This is a genomic window from Novosphingobium percolationis (genome assembly GCF_020179425.1).
In the GTDB taxonomy this organism is placed as follows: domain Bacteria; phylum Pseudomonadota; class Alphaproteobacteria; order Sphingomonadales; family Sphingomonadaceae; genus Novosphingobium; species Novosphingobium percolationis.
In genome coordinates this window covers 1-22,427 of the sequence record NZ_JAILYM010000006.1, presented here as the reverse complement: position 1 = coordinate 22,427, position 22,427 = coordinate 1, and the positions used below count along the sequence as shown (strand labels likewise).

Here is a 22,427-nt window from a genome sequence, read left to right as displayed (position 1 = left end):
CACCGCATCGCATCTTTCGCCAAGGCACTGTGCGGCGGTAGCTGCTTCTTTTTTGTGACGGCCGTCATGAACAGTGCTCCGGTCGCTACCCTTGCGCCCGATGTTCAGCCCGCGCCGCCTCCCAGATCTCGCGCGCGGCATCGGCGTTCATCGCGGCGATGGCCAGGCCCACGATCAGGTCGGGCCAGGCGGAACGCCAGAGCGTAGCAGTCACGACCGCAGCGAGAATGATAGCGATATTAGCCACGGCATCATTGCGCGCCGAGAGATAGGCCGCCCTGGTCAGGCTGCCTTGATGATGCCGAAACCGCGTCAGGACGATCGCGCAGGTCGCATTGACGGCGAGCGCGCCCAGCGCCGCCAGCGACAGCGGAATGGGTGACGGCGCAATCGGCACGTTGAACTTTGCCCACGCGGTCCAGAGCGTCGCGAGCCCCGGCACGAGCAGCACCAGGGCCAACGCCATGCCGAGACCTGCCCGGGCGCGCATGCTCCATCCCAGGCCGAGAAGGATCAGGAGGTTGACCGAGGTATCCTCGAGGAAGTCGATGCTGTCGGCAAACAGCGAAACCGACCCGATCAACCGTGCGACGGTGAATTCAACCCCGAAATAAGCCAGATTTGCGAGCGCGACGAACAATATCGCACGCGCGAGCGGCTTACTGTCTCGAAGGTCAACATCGTCGTCCTGGTCGCTCATCGCCCTAATCTCCCCGCAATGCGCCGACGCACATCGATGAAATCGAGCGAAGCCCGCCACGGGGGGATAGATCAGGTCGGGCAAAGCCTGCACCTTGTAAATCCACAACATGCGAGATCGGCTGACGGTTGATATCGCCGCCGAGATGATCGTTGCGGCTCCCCTGACCTGCGGGTTCAAACTGCGCCTTGCGGTGCCGCTGCTGTTTTTGGCGGCGACGTCGGGCTGCGTGTCATATCGGCCGCACCCTGTCAGTCCGGATGCGATCGCGGCCGCCCGAGATGCGCGCACGCTCGATCAGGCAGAGGTTGAGCATCGCGTCGCCGAGATCGCCCCTGTCCGCCCGGCTTCGCCGGTGATCTGGGACCGGCTGTCGCTGTTCGCCGCCACAACGCTGTACAACGCCGACGTGGCCGCCGCGCGCGCTGCGGTGGACACCGCTGCCGCCAATGTCGGCGTCGCGCGCCAATGGCCGAACATGACGCTGACGCTGACCAGCGAATATGCGCGCGACCCGTCGGCAAGCTCGCCCTGGCTGTTCGGCGGGGCGCTCGACATACCACTCGATATCGGCGGCCGGCGGACCACGCGGATCGGCACGGCGGACCTCGCCGTGCTGTCGGCGCGCTACGATGTGGCCGAGGCGATCTGGTCGGCCCGCATCGCGCTGCGGCGGGCGCTTGCCCAACGGATGGTTGCAGACCGGCAAATCGCGGCGCTCGGTGCGCTGGCCCAGGTTCGCGATCGTCAATTCGCCGCGATGGCGCGTCGCGTCGCGGCGGGTGAGGCATCACGAGCTGAACTGGAGCGGGTCCGCGCCGACGGTGCCGATGCGGGGCGCCGTCTCGTTGATGCGCAAGCGCAGCACCGCGCCGCGGATCGGGCGATCGCAGCGGCGGTCGGCGTGCCTGAGACAGCGGTCAGGCCGCTTGCGATGGCGTGGGACGGGTTCGACGAGCCTGCGCCAGACCCGGGCAGCCAGGTCACGACCGAGCTGCGCCTCGAAGCTGTGCGCTCGCGGGCCGATGTGCTGAAAGCGATCGTGGCCTATGATCAGGCCGAGTCCGATCTGCGCGGCGAGGTGGCCAAGCAATTCCCCGCGATCAGCGTCGCGCCGGGCTATACCTGGGAGCGCGGGCTGGTGAAGGTGCCGTTCTCGCTTGGCCTGATCCTGCCGCCGCTCGATCTCAACCGCCATGCCATCGCGGCTGCGGAGGCCCGGCGCGCCGAAGCCGGCAAGCGCCTCGAAGCGGTGATCGCGTCGGCCGAGGCCGCGATCGATGCCGCGCTGGTCGAGACGCGCGCGGCGCGCGCGGCGCTCGAGCGTATCCGGACCGTCGAACGGGTCGCCGCGGGCCGCCTCGCGGTTCAAGCGGACCGCGAACTCGCCGCGGGCGCGATCGATCGCACCGACTGGGCGGCGGCCCAGGCGGGCGCCGAGCAGGCACGGACATCGGAGATTGACGCGCTGGCGCGCGTGCATGTGGCGGATGCCGCGCTGGAGGATGCGCTGCGCCGTCCGCTTGAAGGACCGGAGACCATGATCACAACAGGACGAACCGGGGAGCAACGCCGATGAGCAGACGCGCGGCGATCGGCTGGGCGGGGGTAGGCGCTGGGATCAGCGCTGCGGTGCTGCTGGGACTTGCCCCCATGCGGAACGCGGCCGAGATCGTTGAGGGCAAGAGACCCTCGGTCGATGGCCCCACGACGACGGCTTCGAGCTCACGCGACGGCGAGGTGCGCCTTGAGCGCGCGGAGCAGCAGCGCGTGGGCCTCTCAGTCGCGCCGGCGATCACCACCACCGCCCCTGCGATCACGCACGGATTTGCACGCGGGCTCGATGGCGGGGCGCTTGCGGCAATCGACGCCGAAATCGTGACGGCGCGGGCGGCCGCAGGCGCATCCCGAGCCGAGGCCGCCCGGCTCGCCGAGCTTTTCGCCCAGGATCAAAGCGCCTCGGCGAAGTCGGTCGAAGCAGCGCGCGCGCAGTCCGCGGCGGACGCCGCCCGCGTCGGGCTGGCCGAGCGTCGCATCGGACTGGAATATGGTCCCGGTCTCGCACGACTCGGGCCCGGCGCCCGCCACGCGCTGATCGCGGATATCGCAGCCGGCCGGGCCGCGCTCGTGAGGATCGACGTGCCCGGCGCCAACCTCGATGCCCTGTCCCGTATGCGCATCGATGGCAGTGCTGTTGCCGTTCTCGGCCCGGCGGCCGCGGCCGACGCGCGCCTGCAAAGCGCGGGCCTGCTTGCCATCCTGCGCGGGCCGATCGCGGCGTCGGTTACAAACGGCCGCATTTTGGACGTCAAGGTCGAGCGCGGCAGCGCCGAGTCTGGTGTCGCCGTGCCGCGCGACGCAGTGCTCCGCTGGCGCGGCGGACTATGGGTGTACCGGCAGGAAGGGCCGGAAAGTTTCGAGCGCGTCGAGCTCGTCGATGCGCGGCCGATCGGTGGCGGATGGTTCGTGCGCTCGGGCCTGACCGCCGGGAATCGTGTCGTGACCGGAGGCGCGGAAACGCTGCTGGCAATCGACCGCAACGGCGGATCCGCCGCGGAAAGCGACGGAGACTAACCCATGCTCGGTCGCATCGTCAGGCTCAGCCTCGCCCATCCCGGCATGATCATGCTCGCCGCGCTGCTCCTGCTGGGGTTCGGCGTCGCCACCATCCGCAACGCGCGCTACGATGTATTCCCCGAGTTCGTTCCGGCCCAGGCCAGCGTGCAGACCGAAGCGCCGGGCATGACTCCCGATCAGGTCGAGGCGCTCGTCACCCGCCCGCTTGAAACCGCAATCAACGGCGCGACCGGCGTGCAGTCGGTCCGCTCCGAATCAATCCAGGGCCTGTCGGTCATCCAGGTCGTGTTCGTCGAAGGCAGCGACCCCTATCGGGCGCGTCAGATCGTGGCGGAAGCCATCTCCGAGGCCGCCGGCCAGTTGCCGGCCGGTGTCCAGCCGCCGCGCATGGGGCCGCTGACGTCATCGACGATGGACCTGCTCAAGATCGGCTTCACAGGCGGGAGCGATCCCAAGTCGCTGCGCGATCTCGTGCGCTGGACGATCGTGCCGCGGCTGCTCGCGTCGCCCGGCGTCACTCGCGCCATCATCTTCGGCGGCGAGCAGCGCCGGATCGAAGTGCGCATCCGCCCGGCGGATCTCGTGGCGCGCAACGTGTCGCTCGCTGAAGTCGAAACCGCGGTGAAGGCGATGACAGTCATTCGCGGCGGCGGCTTCGCCGAGACGGCGAACCAGCGCATCCTGATCGAGCCGACCACCGGCGCCGTCACCGCACGCACGCTTGCCCAGGCGGTCCTGCCGCTCGGCGCTGGCCTGCCCGTTCGGCTCGGCGATCTCGCCGATGTCGTCGATGCCGCTACACCCAAGACCGGCGACGCGCTGATCATGGGACAGGACGGCGTCCTTCTCGCCTTGGCCAGCCAGTACGGCGCGAACACGCTCGACACGACGCTCAAGGTCGAAGCCGCGCTCGCCGAGCTGCGGCCGGCGATCGAGGCACAGGGCGTGCATATTTACCCCGCGCTCCATCGTCCGGCGAATTTCATCGAGTCCGCGCTTGGCGGCATCCGCACCGACCTGTTGATCGGCGCCGCGCTGATCGCGTTTGTCCTGCTGGCGTTTCTGCGCGACCTGCGCGTCGCCTTCATCGCCTTCGCGTCGATTCCCCTGTCGCTCCTGGCTGCGCTGATCGTGCTCGATCGGACGGGGCAGACGATCAACACGATGACGCTGGGCGGGCTCGCGGTCGCGCTCGGCGTGGTCATCGACGACGCGATCGTCGGCGTGGAGAATATTGTGCGGCGGTTGCGCGATGCGCCCGAGGGCGACGGCCGGGCCGCGATCATCGAGGCGGCGTCGGTCGAGGTGCGTGCGCCGGTGGTCTATGCGACCTATGTGCTCGCGCTGACGGTCGCGCCGATCCTGTTCCTGACGGGATTGCAGGGCGCCTTTTTCGGGCCGCTCGCCTGGTCGTTCCTGCTTGCGACGCTCGCCTCGCTCGTGGTCGCGATCACGGTTGCGCCCGCCATGTCGCTGCTGCTCCTCAAGCGGGTCAGGCTGCACGACGAGCCGGGCTATGTGAGCAGGCTGAAGGACGCGCATGCGCGGCTGCTGGCGCCGGCGTGCCGGCATCCCCGCTTCGCAGTGATCGCCACGACCGCGGTCGGCGTGGTCACAGCGCTGATCCTCATCAGCTTCGGCGGCGAGCTGCTGCCAGCGTTTCGCGAACGGCATTATGTCGTCCAGGTCAACGGGCCGGTCGGGGCGTCGATCCCCTGGATGAAGGGCATCGGCCGCCGGATCACGCATGATTTGCTCGCCATTCCGGATGTCGCCACCGTCGAGGAACAGATAGGCCGCGCCGAAGCGGGCGAGGACACGTTCCAGCCCAACCGCAGCGAGTTCCATGTCGAACTCAGGCGTGTCGGCGGCGCTTCCGAAGACCGGACACTCGCGCAAATCCGCGCCGTGCTCGCCCGCTATCCCGGAATCCAGAGCGAGACCCTCACCTTCCTTGGCGACCGGATCAGCGAGACCCTGTCCGGCGAAACCGCCAAGGTCGCGATCGGCGTCTACGGTGCCGATCTCGACGGGCTCGATCGTGTCGCCGCCGATGTCGCCCGGGTGCTCGCGACAGTACCGGGTGCCGCCGATGTCCGGGTCAAGGCACAGCCCGGCGCCCCGGCGCTGCGCATCACGCTCGATGCCGATCGCATGGCGCTGCGCGCCGTAACGCCAACCGACGCCTATGATGCGATCGAGACCGCCTTCCAGGGCCGGACGGTCAGCGAGATCGCCGAAGCGGATCGTATCACCGAGGTCGCCGTTACCCTGCCCGACAATGAGGCGCGCGATCCCGAGGCGGTCGGCACCATCCTCGTGCGTGCCGCCGACGGCACGACCACGCCGCTCTCCGAGATTGCCACGATCCGCGCCGTCGAGGGGCGGACGACGATCAGCCATCAGGACGGCCGGCGGCGGCAGGTCGTGACCGCCAATCCATCGGCATCCGACGTGGCCGGGTTCGTCCGCGCCGCACGCGCGAAACTCGCCCGCGAGGTGAAGCTGCCGCCGGGTGTCTATCTCGACTATGCCGGCGTCGCGGAGGCCCAGGCGGCGGCAACGCGCCAGATCCTGCTCAATGTCGCGGCAGCGTCGATCGGCATCATCGCGCTGCTCATCCTTGCCTTTGGCGGCGGCCGGCCGGCGGGACTCATTCTTGCTGGGACGCCCTTCGCGCTCGCCGGCGGTGTGATCGCCGTTGCGATCACGGGAGGCGTGCTGTCGCTTGGGGCGCTGGTGGGCTTCGTCACGCTGTTTGGGATCGCGGCGCGCAACTCGATCCTGCTGATCAGCCATGTCGATCATCTGGTCGAGGAGGAAGGGGCGCCGAGGAATCTCGCCACCGTCATCCGCGGCGCGCGCGAACGTGTCACGCCGATCCTGATGACCGCGCTGGTGACCGGGCTCGGGCTCGCCCCACTCGCGTTCGAGGCGGGCCAGTCGGGCCGCGAGGTGCAGGGGCCGATGGCCGCGGTCATCCTCGGCGGGCTGGTAACATCGACCCTGATGAGCCTGGTGCTGTTGCCCGCGCTCGTGCTGGCCTATCGTTGGCCCAGGGATCAAAATGGAACGAGCGATGCGGTTGTTGCTGATTGAGGATGACCGGAAGATGGCGGAGGCGGTCGCGGCCGCGCTCGCCGAATCCGGCCACCAGGTCGACATCGTCGGTGACGGCGCTGAAGGCTTCGATCGGGCGTTGAACGGCAGATATGACGTTGTCGTCATCGACCGAATGTTGCCGGGCATGGATGGACTCGCGGTGGTTGCGGGTCTTCGCGACCGCGACATCAAGGTGCCGGTCCTGTTGCTGACCGCGCTCGGCTCGGTCTCCGACCGGGTCGCCGGCCTCCGCGGCGGTGCCGACGACTATCTCGTCAAACCCTTCTCGATGGTCGAACTGGAAGCCCGGGTCGAGGCGCTGGGTCGCCGATCAAGCGGTCTGTCCGATGCCCTGCTCACGGTCGGCACCCTGGCGCTCGATCGGATGCAGCGTCGGGTCTGGCGAGGCGACAAGCTGGTTCATCTGCAGCCGCGTGAATATCAGCTGCTCGAGATGCTGATGCAAAATGCGCCGGCCGTGGTCACGCGCATGATGCTGCTCGAGCAAATCTGGCGGTTCCGGTTCGATCCTGGAACCAACCTAGTCGAAAGCCATGTCAGCCGGCTGCGCACAAAGATCGACCGAGGCGGCGATCCTCCCTTGATCCATACCATAAAGGGCGAGGGCTATGCCGTTCGCGCCGGCTAAGGCACTCCTCCGCTCGACCGTCTTCCGCCTTTCCTTGCTGAATGCGGCGCTGCTTGTACTTGCCATGGCCGGAGCTGGTATCGCTGGCTGGCTGGTGTCGCAGAACATCGTGGAGAGCGATGCACGCGAACGGATCGCGCTGGAGGTGCATGCCGTCGCCGTCGAAGTCGCGCAGGAAAGCCTCGTGCGCGCGGCCGACGCGATCGGCGCGCGATCGGAACGGCCGGGCGCGCTCGAATATCTGCTGGTCGATCCGCATGGCCGGATCGTGGCGGGTGATCTGACCACCGCCCCGCGGGCCGCGGGCTGGCACGCAATGGCAGCGCGCGAGGGAACGCCCGGCCTGGAAGGCAAGGAACATCTGCTCGTCCTGACAAGCCACTTGCCGGATGGTTCGCTGCTGGTCATCGGCGACGACGTCGAGCGCGGCGAGGCGGTGCGCGAGGCGGTGTTCAACGCGATCCTGGTTTCGGGCGTTATCGCTCTCATCGTCGGCCTCGCCGTCGGTTTCGTGGCCACGCGCCGCGTGCTGCGCGGTATGCAGGACATCCTTGGCACGGTGCGGGCCGTCGAACAGGGCGATCTTACCGCGAGGATCCCACACACCGGACGTGCGCGTGATGATCTCGATGAGCTCGCCCTGGCGATGAACGGCATGCTCGATCGGATCGATACGTTGGTCGGCACGGTGCGGCGTGTGTCAGCCGAAATCGCGCACGACTTGCGCACGCCGTTGACGCGCGTGCGCCATACGCTCGAAGCGGCCAAGCGATCACATGACGTCCAGGAACTGCAGCAGTCGATCGACGATGCCGGAGGCGGCATCGATGGCGCGCTGCGACTGTTCGAGTCGATGCTCGATCTTGCCGAGATCGATTCCGGCGATGCGCGCAAGGAATTCGCGCCCGTCGATCTGGCAGCGGTCGCTGAACAGGTTGTGGATGCCTATCGCCCCGAGATCGAGGGATCGGGCCGGTCGATCGACTTGCTGGTCGGCAGCAAGGTCCTTGTCGAAGGCGATATCGATCTTCTCACGCGCGCAGTCGCGAATCTCGTCGACAATGCCTTGAAGCATTCGGCGATGGGCGCCCGGATCGTCGTTCGCGTCGCACCTGCCTTTTTTTCCGTCGAGGACGACGGCCCCGGCATCGCCCCGGACCATGTCCCGACTGTCCTTCGTCCGTTCGGCCGGCTTGACGCTGCCCGGACGACGCCCGGCAACGGGCTTGGCCTTGCGATCGTGGAGGCAGTGGCCCGCCTCCACGGCGCTCGGATGGAGATAAGCCATCTCGCACCGGGCCTAGCGGTGCGGCTTACATTTCCTGCGCAATAGGAAATCCGACAGGGCCGGAAACATCGAGACAGGCCGCCCTGCGGCTTTCGCCAGGGCGGCCTGTTTCATGCCTGCACCAAATCGGCCGTCGGTTCTTCGGCAGTCTTCCGTTTCGCGAGTATTCGGAACATCAGCGCCGAAATCGCCGGAAGAACGAGCAGCGTCAGCGCCGTCGATGTGATGAGCCCCCCGATCACCACGGTCGCAAGCGGTCGTTGCACCTCCGCTCCGGTTCCGGTGGCAAGCGCCATCGGGATGAAGCCCAAGCTCGCGACCAGGGCAGTCATCAGCACGGGCCGTACACGTTCCATCGCGCCACCAATGATGGCGCCGTCAATCCCTTCGCCGTCGTCAAGCCGCTTGCGGATCGCACTCATCATGACGAGGCCATTGAGGACCGCGACACCCGACAGCGCGATGAACCCGACCGACGCCGTGATCGAGAACGGTATCCCGCGCAAGGCCAGAGCAAACACACCTCCGGCCAGGGCCATGGGAACGGCCGTAAACACGACCAGCGCCGGCCAGGCGCCGCCCAGTGCCATGTAGAGCAACGCGAAGATCAGGACGAAGCAAAGCGGCACGACGATCGCCAACCGCTGGGAGGCTGACTGGAGGCTCTCGAACTGGCCGCCCCACTCAATGAAGGCGCCGGCAGGCAGCTTCACATCGTTAATCTTCGCCTGGGCTTCGGCGACGAATCCGCCAAGATCGCGGCCGCGCACATTTGCCTGGACCACCACCATCCGCTTGCCATTCTCGCGGCTGATCTGGTTAAGCCCCTCTGTGTAGTTGAATCGCGCCACTTCGCTGAGCGGAATGGAACGCGCGTTCCCGACACCGCTGGATGGCAGCATGACCGGGATAGAGCCCAAGGTCTCGATATCGTCGCGCTGTGCGTCGGGCAGTCGCACCACGACATCGAAGCGTCGATCGCCTTCGAACAACAAGCCCGCTTCGCGTCCACCCAGGGCGGCAGCGACCGTACTGGCGACCTCCTCGACCGACAGGCCGTAGCGCCCCGCCGCCTGGCGATCGACCTTGATGTCGAAAGTCGGCGCGCCAGATGTCTGTTCCGCCTGCACGTCCGCCGCGCCCGGTATTGTCCGAAGTGCGGTTGCGATCCGGCCCGCCGCTTCGCTCAGGGCATCGAGATCGTCGCCATAAAGCTTGACGGCCACGTCGGAGCGAACGCCCGCGATCAGCTCGTTGAACCGCATCTGGATCGGCTGCTGGATCTCGGTACGGTTGCCGATCAGCGGCTTCATCCGTTCCTCGATCCGCCGAAGGATATCCTCCTTGGATTTGACCTCGGCGGGCCACTCCTTTTCAGGCTTTGGGATGACATAGGTATCGGACGCATTGGGCGGCATCGGATCGGTGCCCAGATCGGCATTGCCGTTCTTTGAAAAGACCAATGCAACCTCGGGCAATGTCTTAAGTGCATTTTCGATCTGGAGCTGCATCACGGTCGACTGGTCGATCGACGCGGACGGAATACGGAAGTTGGTGACCGTGATGTCCTTCTCGTCGAGCTGCGGCATGAACTCCTGTCCGAGCGTACCGAACAACAGTGCCGCTGCCGCGAACACGCCAACGCCGCCGAAGATGAACGGCATTGGCCGCGCGACAGCGCGGGTGAGCGCCGGCTGATATTTCTCCTTGAACCAGCGGATCGATCTGACCTCGGTCTCGCTGACCTTGCCGGTCACCAGCAATGCGATCATCGCGGGCACGAACGTGATCGACAGGATGAACGCGCTGGCCAGCGCCAGCATCAACGTGATTGCCATCGGTGCGAACGTCTTGCCCTCCACGCCCTGGAAGGTGAGCAAAGGTATGAACACGAGGAAGATGATGGCCTGGCCATAGACCGTTGGCCGGACCATCTCCTGTGCGGCGTGAGTGGTTTCGGTGAGGCGTTCGAGCCGGGTTAGGAGTCTTCCTTCCTTGTGCTGCCGTTCGGCCAGCCGCCTGAGCGCGTTTTCGACGATGATGACCGCACCATCGACAATCAGGCCGAAGTCGAGCGCGCCGAGACTCATCAAATTGCCCGAGACACCAAGCTCATTCATGCCCGCCGCGGTCATCAGCATGGTGATCGGGATTACGGCCGCCGTGATGAGCGCCGCGCGGATGTTGCCGAGCAGCAGGAACAGCACGATGATGACCAGCAGTGCGCCTTCCACCAGATTCTTCTCGACCGTGGCGATGGTCGCATTGACCAGTTTCGAGCGGTTATAGGCCTGGCTTGCAACCACGTCGGGCGGCAACATCTTGTTGATCTCGACCAGCTTGTCGGCGACGCGATTGGCGACGATGCGGCTGTTCTCGCCGGTGAGCATCAGGATGGTCGAGATGACCGCCTCCGATCCACCGACACTGCCGGATCCGGTCCGCACCGCGCCGCCGATGACGACGTCGCCGACGTCCTTCACGCGTATCGGCACGCCGGCGCGTGTCGCGATCACCGCCTCTTCTATGTCAGAGACCGACCGCAGCCGTGCGTCGGCGCGGACGAGGAAAGATTCACCGGCGCGGCGGACATAGTTGGAGCCTGCCGACAGGTTCGACCGTTCGAGCGCGTCGGCGAGTTCGGTGATCGAGATGCCATAGGACGCGAGCGCGGTCAGATTGGGCTCGACGACATATTGTTTCACATAGCCGCCGTTGGAATCCACACCCGCGACACCCTGCACGGTGCGCATCTGCGGCCTGATGATCCAGTCCTGGACCGTCCGCAGATAAGCGGCCTTGGCAACCACCGTGGTCAGTTTCTCGCCCTCGGGCGTCAGATAGGAACCGTCTGTCTGCCAGCCTGGTCGGCCGTCGACGGCTCTCACGCCCTTGCCGTCGGGATGTTCGAATGCGACGCTGAACATGAAGATCTCACCAAGACCCGTCGTCAACGGCGCAAGTTGGGGCTGCACCCCGGCCGGCAGGCTGTCCTTGGCCTGCGCGAGCCGTTCGGTCACCTGCTGCCGAGCAAAATAGATGTCGGTGCTGTCCTTGAAGACCGCGGTGACCTGGCTGAACCCGTTGCGCGTGAGCGAGCGGGTCATCTGCAGGCCGGGAATACCGGCAAGCGCGGTCTCGACGGGAAAGGTGACCTGCTTCTCCATGTCGACCGGTCCGATAGTGGGCACGAAACTGTTGATCTGGACCTGGCGGTTGGTGACGTCCGGGACCGCGTCGATCGGCAACAGGGTGATCTGCCAGGCACCGAACAGGACGACGAGGAAGGTGATGAACGCAACGGCCCATCGCGCTCTGACCGAGAGCCCTAATATCCGCGCGATCATTCCGCCGACTCCTTGCCGAGCTCGGCCTTGAGCAGGAAGGCATTGGTGGTGGCGATCACCGTGTTTGCAGGGAGGCCCGCGGCAATCTCGACCATGCCGCCGCTGCGCGTTCCAACCCGCACGGTCTGGGCCTTGAACCCCTGGCGGGTTCGCACGAACACCACCGAGCGGTCGCCGATCGTCTGGACCGCATCCTGCGGCACGCTAACGCCCGAGGCTGCGCCGCCGCTGGCGAAGATACGCGCCTGGACGAGCTGACCCGGCGCGATCAGGCTCCCGCCGACATCTGGTGTCACGATTATCGTTGCTTGCCGCGTCTGCGGATCGACCACGCCGGTTGCCGAGCGGACCCGGCCTTCGACCTTCGCGCCATCTTTTGTCGTCAACTCGACCCCGTCGCCCGCCTTCACACGTGATGCGTCCGCTGCCGGCACGCTCGCCTCGACCTGGAGGCGACGGGGGTCCGCGACACGGAACAGCTCGGTCTCGGCCTGAACGAATGCGCCGAGATTGCCGGGTGCCGATGTTATGCGGCCGGAGATCGGACTGATCACCGCAACTGACCTGCCATCGCCCGCGACCCTTGCCGCGCTGGCCGCAGCACTTGCCTGCCGGGCTTCGGCCTGGGCGACGGCGAGATTGGCTTCGGCGGTCTCATAGTCAGCCCGAGGCGACACCCCCTGGTTGAGCAGCGTTCGCTCGCGCGCCAGTTGCCGGCCTGCAAGCGTAACCCGCGCTGCGGCGGCACTGCGGCCGGCTGCGATCGCCGACGCCTCGCGACTTTCGACCAGGGCGATTGTCTCACCCGCGCTGACGGGATCGCCGATCCGCTTGAAGATGCGGGTAACGGTGCCCGCTGCCCGGGCAGTGAGCACTGCTTCGGCGTCAGGCGTTGCCTCGACTGTGGCGCTGGCGAGAATAATGCCGGCGACGCCACCGGCTGCCGCTTGTGCAAGGCCAATCCCAGAGGTCTTGATACCGTCCTGGGTGATCGCGACCGTGTCGGTCGGAGCGGTGGAGGCGGCCGCCTCCGTGTCGACTGTCGGTGCGGACGGGCCAGTCATCCTGGCGACGCCGAAACCGGCAAGGGCGGCAAGGACGAGACCGATTGCGGCCCCGGCATAAAGCTTGTTGTGTTCGGGGTTCATTGGATCTCATCTCCGGAAATGGTTCGACCCTGAAGGCGGGCGAGTTGCGCGCGTGCCTCAAAGCTGGCGACCTTGGCGTCGAGAACGATGCCTCGCGCCGCACCGAGGCCCTGACGGGCATTCAACAGTTCGACGAGCGGGGACTTGCCGGCTTCATAGGCAATGCGTGCCAGGCGATAGGCTTCTTGCGCGGTTCCTTGCGACGCCTCGGCGGCAGCGACGCGCGACTGTGCGGCTACAATCTGCGCTTGTGCCGCGCGGGCTTCGGCAATCGCGTCGTTGCGGGCCATGGCCAACCTTGCAGCGGCGGCCTGTGCCTCGGCTTGCGAGGCGGCGATGTTACCACGGTTGCGGTCGAAGATGTTGAGCGGGATCGAGACGCCCGCCGTCAGTGCGGTCGCATTCTCATAGTCGAGGCGCCGCACGCCGACGATCGCCGTCACATCGGGGATCGCCCGCTTCTTTTCGGCGGTCAGGCGGCGCTCGGCGGCCTCCCGCTCTGCCCGGGCGGCGAGATACGATGAACTGGTCATCGGATCGACGGGGCCATAAGTCGGTGCAGCGACGGGCATGGCCAGGAGCGATTCCGACAAGCCGGTGAAAGTCTCCTCGACACCGGCGAGTGCGGAGAGACGGGCGTAGGCCGCAATGCGATCCGCTTTTGCCGCCTCAAGAACGGCGCTGGCCGCATTCAACGCGGTTTCTGCCTGGAGGGCGCGCAGCCGCGCTTCCTTGCCCGCATCGAACAGGGCCCGAGCGGCGCGCAGGATATTGTGCGCTTGCTCGACCTCGCCTTCGGCCAGCATTATCCTCTGATCGGCGACCTCAGCCGCCGCATATGCGCGCGCGAGATCATAAGCGTAGCGAATCTGCGCGTCACGATCGCGCGCGCGGGATGCGGCGACGCCCGCCTCTCCGGCCGCGATCCTCGCCGAACGCTTGCCGCCGATTTCCAACGGCTGGCTATATTGGAGTGTCGTCTCGGCGCGGTCGAACCCACGATAGGGAGACGATCCCGCGACATTCTCGGTGAGAACGCCAATCGTCGGATTGGGTCTGGCGCGCGCCTGGCGTGCTAGACCTTCGGACCGGCGGACCTCGGCTTCGCTTTCGATGCGCCGGGGCGCATCGGCGGTCTGCCGTAGCAGTGTAACAAACGGCGGCGCCACTTGCGCTTGTGCGGGCGCGCACAGCGCAATGACGCAGGTCGCGACGATCATGCCGGGCACCACGCGACGCGGCAGCCGGCCCATAAAGGCTCTCATATTCTCATCCCCAAAAAAGCTGCAAAGACACCACGCACTACACGCGTGGATCAGCCTCGCGGGGGACGCAGAATAGACGAAGGTGCGATGGACCGCGCCGCTTCGGCGGGTGCGCGCGCCCAGATCGCGGCGACAGGCTTCAGCAGCGATTCAACCATAGCCTGCGCGGGCACGTCGATTGTCTGGAGTACCGCATGAGCCGCCAGATGCATCAGGTCGGGCGTGTCCGGCTGCTCGGCCGGGACGTGATCATGATGATCCCGATCGACGCTCACGACATGCCCGACATCATGGACGTGCGGCATCGCGTCATGCCAGGTTGCAAGCGCAAGCATTCCGAACATTGCCAAAATCGCCGAGAGCGCAAAAAGGCGCATGCGGGCACAGGCCCGCACCGAAGCGCGCAATCTGACCGACGATGCCGTCATGTCGATACGGGTATCGCGAACACGGCCGGTCCACAAGCGCGTTGCATGGTGTCGATCATGGCGGGCCAGTCGAAGATCATTGGCGGGGCCAGCGCTGATGGAAATCGTCGATGACGAACGCATGCTCCGTCGCCTTGCCGTGATCGCCAAGCAGATGGGGGTGATCGGGCGCGAGATCCGCATGGTCATGGTTTACCCTATCGGGGTCGGCGCTGGGCCAGAGCCACAAGGCGGCCAGGGTTCCGGCGGCCGCGATTGCCGCCATCGCCGCAAATGCCGCCGTCTGCCCGATGCTGGCGCCCAACTGGCCCACCAGGGGATAGCAGATCAGCCAGGCGCAGTGGCTGAGCGCGAATTGGGCAGCGAACAAGGCCGGGCGGTCGTTCGCATTGGCCGACCGTCGAAGCAATCGGCCCGATGGCGTCACGCTCATCGAATAGGCGATCCCGAGTATGAACCAGCCGATCAGGACCATTCGCCAATAATCGGGGGCTGTTCCAAAGCTTGCCGTGAGCACCGCCAGAAGGGCGAGACCGATCGTCATTGCTGCCGCAGCACCAATCATGATTGTACGATCGGCGACCCGATCGAGGATGCGTGGCAGGGTTAGCGCGGCAAGGATCGAGCCTCCACCGAAAGCGGCAAGCGTGAAGGCAACATCGCGCTGCGTGAGACCGAGATTGCCGCGCACGATTACCACCGTGTTGACGATGACCATCGAGCTCGCCGCGGCTGAAGCGAAGGTCAGCGCCAGCAGCCCGCGCAGGCGCGGCGTCTCCAGATAGATGCGCGTACCCCGCGTGGTCTTGGCGTAAATCCCGCCACTTCTTGGTTCCGACTTCGCCGCGCGCGGCAGGACCGTCGTCACGACGAGCAGCGCCGAGCACAGGAACCCGATCGCCGTGCCCGAGAATAGCCAGTGGAAGTTGATGACGGTCAGCAGCGCGGCAGCGAGGATCGGGCTGGTCAGGCTCTCCATGTCATAGGCGAGCCGCGACAGCGACAGCGCGCGGGTATAGTCGCGCTCCTCTGGCAGGATATCGGGGATGGTTGCCTGGAAGGTCGGCGTGAACGCCGCGGAAGCCGATTGCAGCACGAAGATCAGGACATAGATCTGCCAGACCTGGCTCACGAACGGCAGGCAAATTGCCACAGCCATCCGCACGAGATCCATGCTGACGAGAAACGCGCGACGTGGCAGGCGGTCGGCAAAAGCGCCAACGATCGGCGCAACACCGATATAGGCAACCATCTTGATCGCGAGCGCCGTGCCGAGCACCGCGCCAGCGCTGCCGCCGGCGATATCATAGGCAAGCAGGCCGAGCGCAACCGTTGCGAGCCCCGTGCCGATGAGCGCGATGACCTGGGCCATGAACAGATGGCGATAGGTGCGGTTTGCCAGGACGGAGAGCACGTGGCGTTTGTTCCGATTGATTGCGACCATATCCCCCATGGGGGATATAGGACGCGCTTGAGCTAACCTCCCCGGGGGGATATGTAAAGAGCCTGAGTGTCCCGCTCGCTGATCCATAGGATGACCATTTGATGACCGATCACAGGCACGCCAGCCATACAGCGATTGTGAAACGGCTCAGCCGGGCCGGGGGACATTTACGCAGCATCGTCGAGATGATCGAAGCGGGTCGGCCTTGCGTAGATATCGCGCAGCAGCTTCATGCAGTCGAAAAGGCAGTGGCGAACGCGAAAAAGGCGCTGATCAACGATCATATCGATCACTGCCTGTCCCACGCAGAGGCGGACAAGAATGTAGGCTCGGCCGTCGAGGAGTTTCGGACGATCTCCAAATATCTATGACGTAACTTGCCACGACCGTGGAGACAGGTGTCTCATCGACCCTGACACCAAGAACTTCGGCGGCGGTGATGGCGCGCCGATCGTGCCGTGCGGACGAAGGAACAAGGATCTGGTTGGCATCATACCGGGTGATCGAGATCGCCCCGAAGGCACATCGTCAGGTGGGTGAGCGCCGCAGCGATCTCTCGCTCGATGTCCGCGACGGAGATGCCGGTGCATTCGGCGATTTCGGTATAGGGTAGACCGCCAATCTGGTGCATCTCGAAGATTGCCCGGCGTTCCGGTGGCAGTGAAGCAATCGCCAAACGATAGGCGATCGCGTCAATCGCCGGAACGGACAAGATCTCGGCAGGCATCTGATCGGATGTGGTTTCCAGCTCGACCGGCCCAGTAACTGGAAGGGCTCTATTGCTAACAGACAAGACGCAGTCGGCGGGTGGCTTCGGATTAATGGTGACCCAATTGGCGAAGTCATCCCCTTCGGCCCCGCAATCGTCGCAGGTCTCATTGTCGAAGAGTCCCGAAATCGACCAGCACTGTTCGTCCGGATCCCATCTGGCGGTGGCGTCGCGGACGATTCCATCGCTTCCGCAATCCGGACAGACGGGCTTCTGGGCAGCCGCGGGACAGGGTGATTGAGGATCCGGATCATCCCCATCGGTGACCGGCCCGACATGGGCGCGAAGGCCCAGATCGGGGACACGCGGATCGTGGTAGATACTGTCCTCTGCCCGGATGAGAGCAAGACGGACAGCCTGGGCGGTATCTTCAGCCTCGATATCATATTGCTCGCTGGCGAAGCACTGATCCCCGCTCAGGAAATCGACGGCAACGCGATAGGCGCGCGTCGGCGCCACCGAATTCTCGGTCATGGCAAGTCTCCAGAATCTGGAAGCGTGGCGCCGGACCGTGTCCGGCGCCAACGCGGTCAGTTGGCGCGTTCCATCAGCTTTCGGGCCTTGCCCTCGAGATCGAGGCGATCGTCCTGATGGGTCTTGTGTCGCGCGACGGCCGTGATGCCCTGCACGAAGTCGTGGAGTGACGCGGCGGGGTGCCCCTCCTCGTCGAGGACGGTGGCGATGACCTTTGCGGTGTCGGATTTGGAGAAGCCGCGGTTGCGCAGGAAGCTCGTGCGATCCTCGTCGGTGCGCGCGACGATGCGGTCCCGGGCGGTGCGGATGCCGTTGATGAAATGGGCTGGCGAGGAATCCGCGAAGTGGGTCAGAGCAGGTTCCGCCTGCTGCGCGAACCGATTGGCCGCGAATTTCGAGTGGCGGATATTGATCTCCTCGAAATTCTCGACGCCCCAGAGGTTCCGGTTCATGCACACCGCCCGGAGATAGAAGGTCGCGATGCCGAGCGTCTTCGAGCCGACTTCCGAGTTCCAGCAATAGAAGCCGCGGAAATAGAGGTCCGGGTCACCATTGGGCAGCCGGCCCGCTTCGATCGGATGGGTATCATCCACCAGGAAGAGGAAGACGTCGCGATCGGAGGCATAGAGGGTGGTCGTGTCACGGCTGACATCGACATAAGGATTGTAGCGCATCGTGCCCCAGTCGAGCACGCCCGGAACCTTCCACCGTGTATCTCCGACGCCGTCGCCCGCGAATTTCATCACCGCCGCGACCAGTTCATGATCCCAGATCCGGCCATAGTCGGGGCCGGTGACCGCCCGCAGTTCGGTGCGGCCATCATGCGTCTGGAGCAGCTTCACCTGTTCGCCGCGATGCGCGATCAGGCCATGCTGGAGATTGATGCCGGCAAGCGCTGCCGGCAGATCGCGCAGATAAGAGGCCGGCGCGCCGACCAGGCTGCACATCTGGCCGAACGACCAGTTGGTGGGAGCAACCGGTTCATCGCTGCCGGGCACCAGGAGTGAGAGGCGCTCGGGATTGTCGCTGCGCGCCTCGACGCGGACGGCCCGGCTCTCGACGACCCGGGTTGTCGCCGCATCGGCACGGGCACGCACGCGATCATAGAGACTGGTGAGCGAAAGGTAACGCTCGTCCTCGGGGCGCGAGAACCATTCCGAGGAAACGCGACTGACGTTGCGGCCGCGGCTGATATCAACCTTGTAGGCACCCGATATTGGGCGATCGACGGTGGCGAGCATGTTCATGGGGATCTCCTGATGCTGGCTGCGCGCGCGGAACGTCGTCTCCTCCGTCCGCCGCACATCCCCCCAAGACCCCCTCCCCTTCGCCGGTCCGGCGTCAATGATCGTTCGGGCAAGGTTCGCGGCTAACCACAGGCTCGGCCCCGCAGTTGTCAGCTTGTGAATCGAGGGTGGCGAGACGACGCGCGGCGATGTCGAGGGCCGCGGGCCGAAGAGCGTAGAGCCAGGTCGGCCCAAGCTGGTTGCGCACCATCCGCAGCGATGCCGAGAAATGCTCGAACTCGTCGCTTCCGTTCATCCATTTGAGCGAAAGGACACGCTTCCAATAGCGTCCATGGCGCGCCCGGAAATCGAGCAGCGCCCGCCACATTTCAATCGTGGGTTCGTCCATCGGAGGTCTCCTTGGCGATCGCTGCCGCAAGGGCTTCGCCGGTGGTTTCGATCTCGATCCGATCGTGGAAGATCGCGCACCATCCCCCGCCGAATTCTCCGACGCGCATTCGCGAGCAGGTGACGCTCCATTCGAAACCGATCGGCCCCGTGTGCAGCGTTGCCGCGCAGCAGCGCTGGATCAGCTTGGCTATTGCCTCGGGATCGAGGGCGATTTCCGATGTGATGACGGCAGTGACCATCAGGGGATCAGCTAGGTTGCTGCCCGTCAAAACCGCGCCGAAGGATGGAAAATCGCGGTCGGAGAAGATGTCGCGAAAGCCAGCCCAGCGATCTTCCGCGGAGGCCGGGAATAACGCCAGGAACTCGGGGCTCGGATTCACCGTGTCGGGGTTGTAGCCCTCGCCAAGGCCATAGCTCGCCTGAAAGGCTTCCTCCAGCAGCGCCATCTCCGCTGGCAAGCAGGAGAAGGCAAAGCAGCCCTGAACATAGGTGTCAGCCATGATCCTGCTCCTTTCCATCGACGATGGTCAGCGGGGGCAGTTCCAATGTTGCCGACTGGAGATAGGCGCTGACGGCCTCGAAGGTGCCGAGCGAGCGGACCTCCGGTTCGGTGACAACGACGATGTCGTTATCGGTGACGGTGTAGGAGCGTGGGTCGGTCGCGCCGTCGAACACGACGCGTTCAGCCTCCCAGCTTCCTGGATAGCTGCCACACCAGCGCTGGAAAGGCAGCCGATTGTCGACACAGAAGGCCTCGAGAGTTTCAAGGCGGCCCCAGGCAACTTCGTCGGCCGCGAGTTCGAGGGGGCCGAAACCGGTGATCTGGTCCATTGAGAAATACTCCCCGAGCGGATCGGTGAGCGCTTCATCCTCGACGACGGCAATGAACGCGGCAAGTTGGGCACGCGGTAGCGAGCCGCCGATGCGGATAGTGACGGAAACACGGTCGGCCATGATGGGCCTCCTGCGATGATCGATGAAGGGAAGCCGCCTCGGGGATTCAGTCCTGCACGGCGGCGGGTTTGTTCAGGCCGGGTCACCGGCAGCAGCAGCGCCGATCAGATATCGCAGCTTCGCCCATGCCGCTGCCTCGCCGGCGCGAACACCGTGATTGAGGCCCTGGCCGTAGAGCCGGTAGGCGATCGCCACTATTTCAGGCGATGCATCGGCAGGCACGAAGCTGAGAAAATGCCCTCGTCGTCCTGGAGCTCGAGCATATCAGGATGGTTGCCGCTCGATGGCAGCGCGACACGGGCGGCGGAATGAAGCGCCGCGAGGTCGAGGTTGAAGCTCTCGACGAAAAGCGCGCCGATCGGATCGGGGTCGGTCATAGGAAATCTCCGGTGCGGTCCGGCGAACCACTCGCGGACCACATCCGCTCCCCCTCTTCCCTCCCCAAGAGCGCTGGTCCGCCACAGGCTCGTGGGTCGAGATTGCCGCTAATGGCGAACGGTTTGGACTTCCTCACACCGCCGACCGCATTCAGGCGGCGATGCCGGCCGTGGAATTTGCGGCTATTGCCGAAAGGATATCCTCGGCGCGGTTGGTGGGAACGAACAGCCGGGTCTTGTAGCTGATAATCTCGGTGAAGCAGCCGAGCGCCTTCAGCCGCTCACGCTGCGCGGGTGGGAAATCCTTGATCTCCAGTCGCGCCGCATCGTTCACATAGGAACGCTGAAGCCGGGCTCCCGGCAGCGCAGGGATTGCGACACCGTCGCGGGCTCGCGCTGCGGCGACGATCTCTGCGGGAGACAAGGCGATCGCCATGGTCACGCCGAAGGACTGGGCGAGCTTCTCGAACCCGGCGGGCGAGACGATGCGGCCCAGCAGCGAATTGCCCTGGGCATCGGAAATCCGCCAGACGCGGACGTCGTCGTCGGGCAACCGATTCCAGACAGGCAGCAACAGACCCGTCGCGATGTTGATCGTCTCGATATCGATCCGGGTCGCGATGTCCGCACATTCCACGCCCCAGGCCTCGCGAAAGCCGGCCTCGTCGATGGGGCGCCAATGGCTCTCGGCGAGTGCAGACTGGCGGATCCGCTCCGATCCGACCGGCCGGATCAGCTCCCAGACCTGGATGGAGTGCCCATCATTGTCCAGGATAGACCAGGACGGCACCCTGAGGGCGATCCGGCCCGAACGACCGTTCTTCAAGAAGGCGATGTCCTTCGTCCCGGACCATGTTTCCATGACGCGCGCAAAGGGAGTCGCTCGACGCTGATGATGAAGCTCGAGGCGGCAGAGCCTGGTTTCCGCGCCGGTCACGGGGTCGCGGCGCAGAACCTGCTCATCGAGCGGCACGATACGCTCGGCCTTGATCGTCTCGACGCCGACATCGAGCGTCCCCGCATCGCGCGCGGCATCGATCCGTGCCTGGATCAGCGCCATATATTCCTCGAAGATGGCGTTCTGTGTGCCGATCCGCAGTGCCAACAGCCGGTTGAGCCAGCGTTGGATCGGGGGCAGGGTTTCGAGAAGGCCGCCGCCATTTTGATCGACGAGCTTGAGCCCGGTCATACGGGTGAAATCGTCTAGCGTGACGCTGGTGAGCTTGCCTCGATAAAGCAGATGATACCACTGGCTGAGCGCGTCACGCGCATAGTCACTTTCCAGATTGTCCGCCGGATCGAACAAATTCTGACCACCCGTCTGTCTTTGTCCCCGCGTAAGGGCGCCCAGGCTGTCGAGGCGGCGCGCGATCGTGCTGATGAAGCGCCGTTCGCCCCGGCAATCGGTCGTCACCGGGCGGAAGATCGGCGCGGTGAGCTGGTTGGTCCGGTTCGAGCGGCCCAGGCCCTGGATCGCGCTTGAGGCACGCCAACCGGGTTCGAGCAGATAGTGGACGCGGCGGCGGTCGGCGCTCGGGCAGTTGCGGTCGGCATGATAGCTGCGGCCGGTCCCACCAGCATCGGAGAAAGCCAGGATCGCCTTGCGACCGGTCATGAAGGCGTCGGACTCTCCGATGTTGCTGCGCGCCGTCCGGCGTTCGATCTGCTGCCGGCCGCTGCCGTCGGTGACCAACCGGCGGGTCCGTCCGGTCACCTCGGCAACCGCATCGGTACCGAATTCGCGGATCAGCTCGTCGAGCGCCGTTGGGATCGCGGGCATCGAACACAGGCGCTCGATGAGGTCGTCGCGAGCTTGAAGCGCGGCCTGGGAGTGGACTGGATTGCCGTCCTCATCGACCATCAGTTCAGAGCGCGGTTCGCCGTCGGACCCTTTGAACACACGCATCATCCGGGTCGGGAAGGCGGATTTCAGATAGTCGATCATATATTCCCGGGGGCTGAGCTCGAGATCGAGATGGGCGCGCTCGTCTGCCGAAAGGCTGGCCAGGCGCCGGTCCAGCATTGCCTCGGCGGTCGTGACCAACTGAACGATAACATGCCGCCCTTCGGCGACGTCCTTCGTGATTGCACCAATGACGGTTGGTAGCTTCATAGCGACCAACAATTGACCGAAAAACCGCTGTTCTGTCCTGCTGGGGTGTGTATTATTTGAAGTAATAGATTGATTAAGCATTGAGATTCCTCGCTTGAGGTAAGAGGGCGCATCATTGGGCTGCGCGCAGCTCAGAGTGGGCTCCTCTCTCTGGC

20 protein-coding genes are annotated in these 22,427 nt (G+C 65.3%); 6 read left to right on the top strand and 14 right to left on the bottom strand.

Annotated features, from left to right (window positions below; genetic code table 11):
* Positions 1-85 precede the first annotated feature (85 nt).
* Positions 86-700, bottom strand: a complete 615-nt coding sequence (locus tag K3A84_RS15155; RefSeq protein WP_225010200.1) for a cation transporter — start codon at positions 698-700, stop codon at positions 86-88.
* A gap of 109 nt (positions 701-809) precedes the next feature.
* On the opposite strand from K3A84_RS15155, the gene K3A84_RS15150 reads away from it, so the two are divergent.
* Genes K3A84_RS15150 through K3A84_RS15130 form a run of 5 tightly spaced genes read left to right on the top strand, consistent with a single transcriptional unit; the run spans position 810 to position 8,361 of the window.
* The gene (locus tag K3A84_RS15150; protein ID WP_225010199.1) at positions 810-2,279 is read left to right on the top strand and encodes a TolC family protein; all 1,470 of its coding nucleotides are present in this window, start codon (positions 810-812) and stop codon (positions 2,277-2,279) included.
* Positions 2,276-3,274 (top strand): efflux RND transporter periplasmic adaptor subunit, encoded by a 999-nt coding sequence (locus K3A84_RS15145; RefSeq protein ID WP_225010198.1) that lies wholly within the window; start codon positions 2,276-2,278, stop codon positions 3,272-3,274. Before K3A84_RS15150 ends, K3A84_RS15145 begins: the two co-directional genes overlap by 4 nt.
* 3 nt (positions 3,275-3,277) lie before the next feature.
* Positions 3,278-6,376: an efflux RND transporter permease subunit gene (locus tag K3A84_RS15140; RefSeq protein ID WP_225010197.1), complete on the top strand. Its 3,099-nt coding sequence runs from the start codon at positions 3,278-3,280 to the stop codon at positions 6,374-6,376.
* Positions 6,345-7,028 carry a response regulator transcription factor gene (locus tag K3A84_RS15135; RefSeq protein WP_318248319.1) on the top strand — a complete coding sequence of 228 codons (684 nt, stop codon included), beginning with the start codon at positions 6,345-6,347 and terminating at the stop codon, positions 7,026-7,028. Before K3A84_RS15140 ends, K3A84_RS15135 begins: the two co-directional genes overlap by 32 nt.
* A complete protein-coding gene (locus tag K3A84_RS15130; protein WP_225010196.1) occupies positions 7,009-8,361 on the top strand; it encodes a sensor histidine kinase in 1,353 nt (450 codons plus the stop codon). Before K3A84_RS15135 ends, K3A84_RS15130 begins: the two co-directional genes overlap by 20 nt.
* Before the next feature lie 65 nt (positions 8,362-8,426).
* On the opposite strand, the gene K3A84_RS15125 is transcribed toward K3A84_RS15130, so the two are convergent.
* From K3A84_RS15125 to K3A84_RS15105, 5 genes are all read right to left on the bottom strand, one after another.
* The gene (locus tag K3A84_RS15125) at positions 8,427-11,663 is read right to left on the bottom strand and encodes an efflux RND transporter permease subunit (RefSeq protein ID WP_225010195.1); all 3,237 of its coding nucleotides are present in this window, start codon (positions 11,661-11,663) and stop codon (positions 8,427-8,429) included.
* A complete protein-coding gene (locus K3A84_RS15120) occupies positions 11,660-12,811 on the bottom strand; it encodes an efflux RND transporter periplasmic adaptor subunit (protein WP_225010194.1) in 1,152 nt (383 codons plus the stop codon). Before K3A84_RS15120 ends, K3A84_RS15125 begins: the two co-directional genes overlap by 4 nt.
* Positions 12,808-14,031, bottom strand: coding sequence for a TolC family protein (locus tag K3A84_RS15115; RefSeq protein WP_225010193.1), 1,224 nt, complete (start codon positions 14,029-14,031; stop codon positions 12,808-12,810). The genes K3A84_RS15120 and K3A84_RS15115 overlap by 4 nt, the downstream gene beginning before the upstream one ends.
* Before the next feature lie 95 nt (positions 14,032-14,126).
* Positions 14,127-14,627: a hypothetical protein gene (locus tag K3A84_RS15110; RefSeq protein WP_225010192.1), complete on the bottom strand. Its 501-nt coding sequence runs from the start codon at positions 14,625-14,627 to the stop codon at positions 14,127-14,129.
* Positions 14,581-15,957, bottom strand: coding sequence for an MFS transporter (locus K3A84_RS15105; protein ID WP_449867096.1), 1,377 nt, complete (start codon positions 15,955-15,957; stop codon positions 14,581-14,583). The genes K3A84_RS15110 and K3A84_RS15105 overlap by 47 nt, the downstream gene beginning before the upstream one ends.
* A 92-nt stretch (positions 15,958-16,049) precedes the next feature.
* Between K3A84_RS15105 and K3A84_RS15100 the strand changes: the two genes are divergently transcribed.
* Positions 16,050-16,319 carry a metal-sensing transcriptional repressor gene (locus K3A84_RS15100; RefSeq protein WP_188064310.1) on the top strand — a complete coding sequence of 90 codons (270 nt, stop codon included), beginning with the start codon at positions 16,050-16,052 and terminating at the stop codon, positions 16,317-16,319.
* A 119-nt stretch (positions 16,320-16,438) separates the two neighbouring features.
* On the opposite strand, the gene K3A84_RS15095 is transcribed toward K3A84_RS15100, so the two are convergent.
* The 8 genes from K3A84_RS15095 to K3A84_RS15065 all read right to left on the bottom strand — a co-directional run bounded on the left by K3A84_RS15095 (position 16,439) and on the right by K3A84_RS15065 (position 22,272).
* Positions 16,439-17,191: a sigma factor-like helix-turn-helix DNA-binding protein gene (locus K3A84_RS15095; RefSeq protein ID WP_225010191.1), complete on the bottom strand. Its 753-nt coding sequence runs from the start codon at positions 17,189-17,191 to the stop codon at positions 16,439-16,441.
* A gap of 56 nt (positions 17,192-17,247) precedes the next feature.
* Positions 17,248-18,438 carry a DUF932 domain-containing protein gene (locus K3A84_RS15090; protein WP_225010190.1) on the bottom strand — a complete coding sequence of 397 codons (1,191 nt, stop codon included), beginning with the start codon at positions 18,436-18,438 and terminating at the stop codon, positions 17,248-17,250.
* 94 nt (positions 18,439-18,532) lie between these two features.
* Complete coding sequence (locus K3A84_RS15085) at positions 18,533-18,826, bottom strand: hypothetical protein (RefSeq protein ID WP_225010189.1); 294 nt, start codon at positions 18,824-18,826, stop codon at positions 18,533-18,535.
* Positions 18,807-19,328, bottom strand: a complete 522-nt coding sequence (locus K3A84_RS15080; protein ID WP_225010188.1) for a hypothetical protein — start codon at positions 19,326-19,328, stop codon at positions 18,807-18,809. The genes K3A84_RS15085 and K3A84_RS15080 overlap by 20 nt, the downstream gene beginning before the upstream one ends.
* Positions 19,321-19,782, bottom strand: a complete 462-nt coding sequence (locus tag K3A84_RS15075) for a hypothetical protein (RefSeq protein WP_225010187.1) — start codon at positions 19,780-19,782, stop codon at positions 19,321-19,323. Before K3A84_RS15075 ends, K3A84_RS15080 begins: the two co-directional genes overlap by 8 nt.
* Before the next feature lie 72 nt (positions 19,783-19,854).
* Positions 19,855-19,977, bottom strand: coding sequence for a hypothetical protein (locus K3A84_RS20420; RefSeq protein WP_263626345.1), 123 nt, complete (start codon positions 19,975-19,977; stop codon positions 19,855-19,857).
* Positions 19,977-20,159: a hypothetical protein gene (locus K3A84_RS15070; protein WP_225010186.1), complete on the bottom strand. Its 183-nt coding sequence runs from the start codon at positions 20,157-20,159 to the stop codon at positions 19,977-19,979. The genes K3A84_RS20420 and K3A84_RS15070 overlap by 1 nt, the downstream gene beginning before the upstream one ends.
* 151 nt (positions 20,160-20,310) lie before the next feature.
* A complete protein-coding gene (locus K3A84_RS15065) occupies positions 20,311-22,272 on the bottom strand; it encodes a strawberry notch C-terminal domain-containing protein (protein WP_318248318.1) in 1,962 nt (653 codons plus the stop codon).
* Between the last annotated feature and the right edge of the window lie 155 nt (positions 22,273-22,427).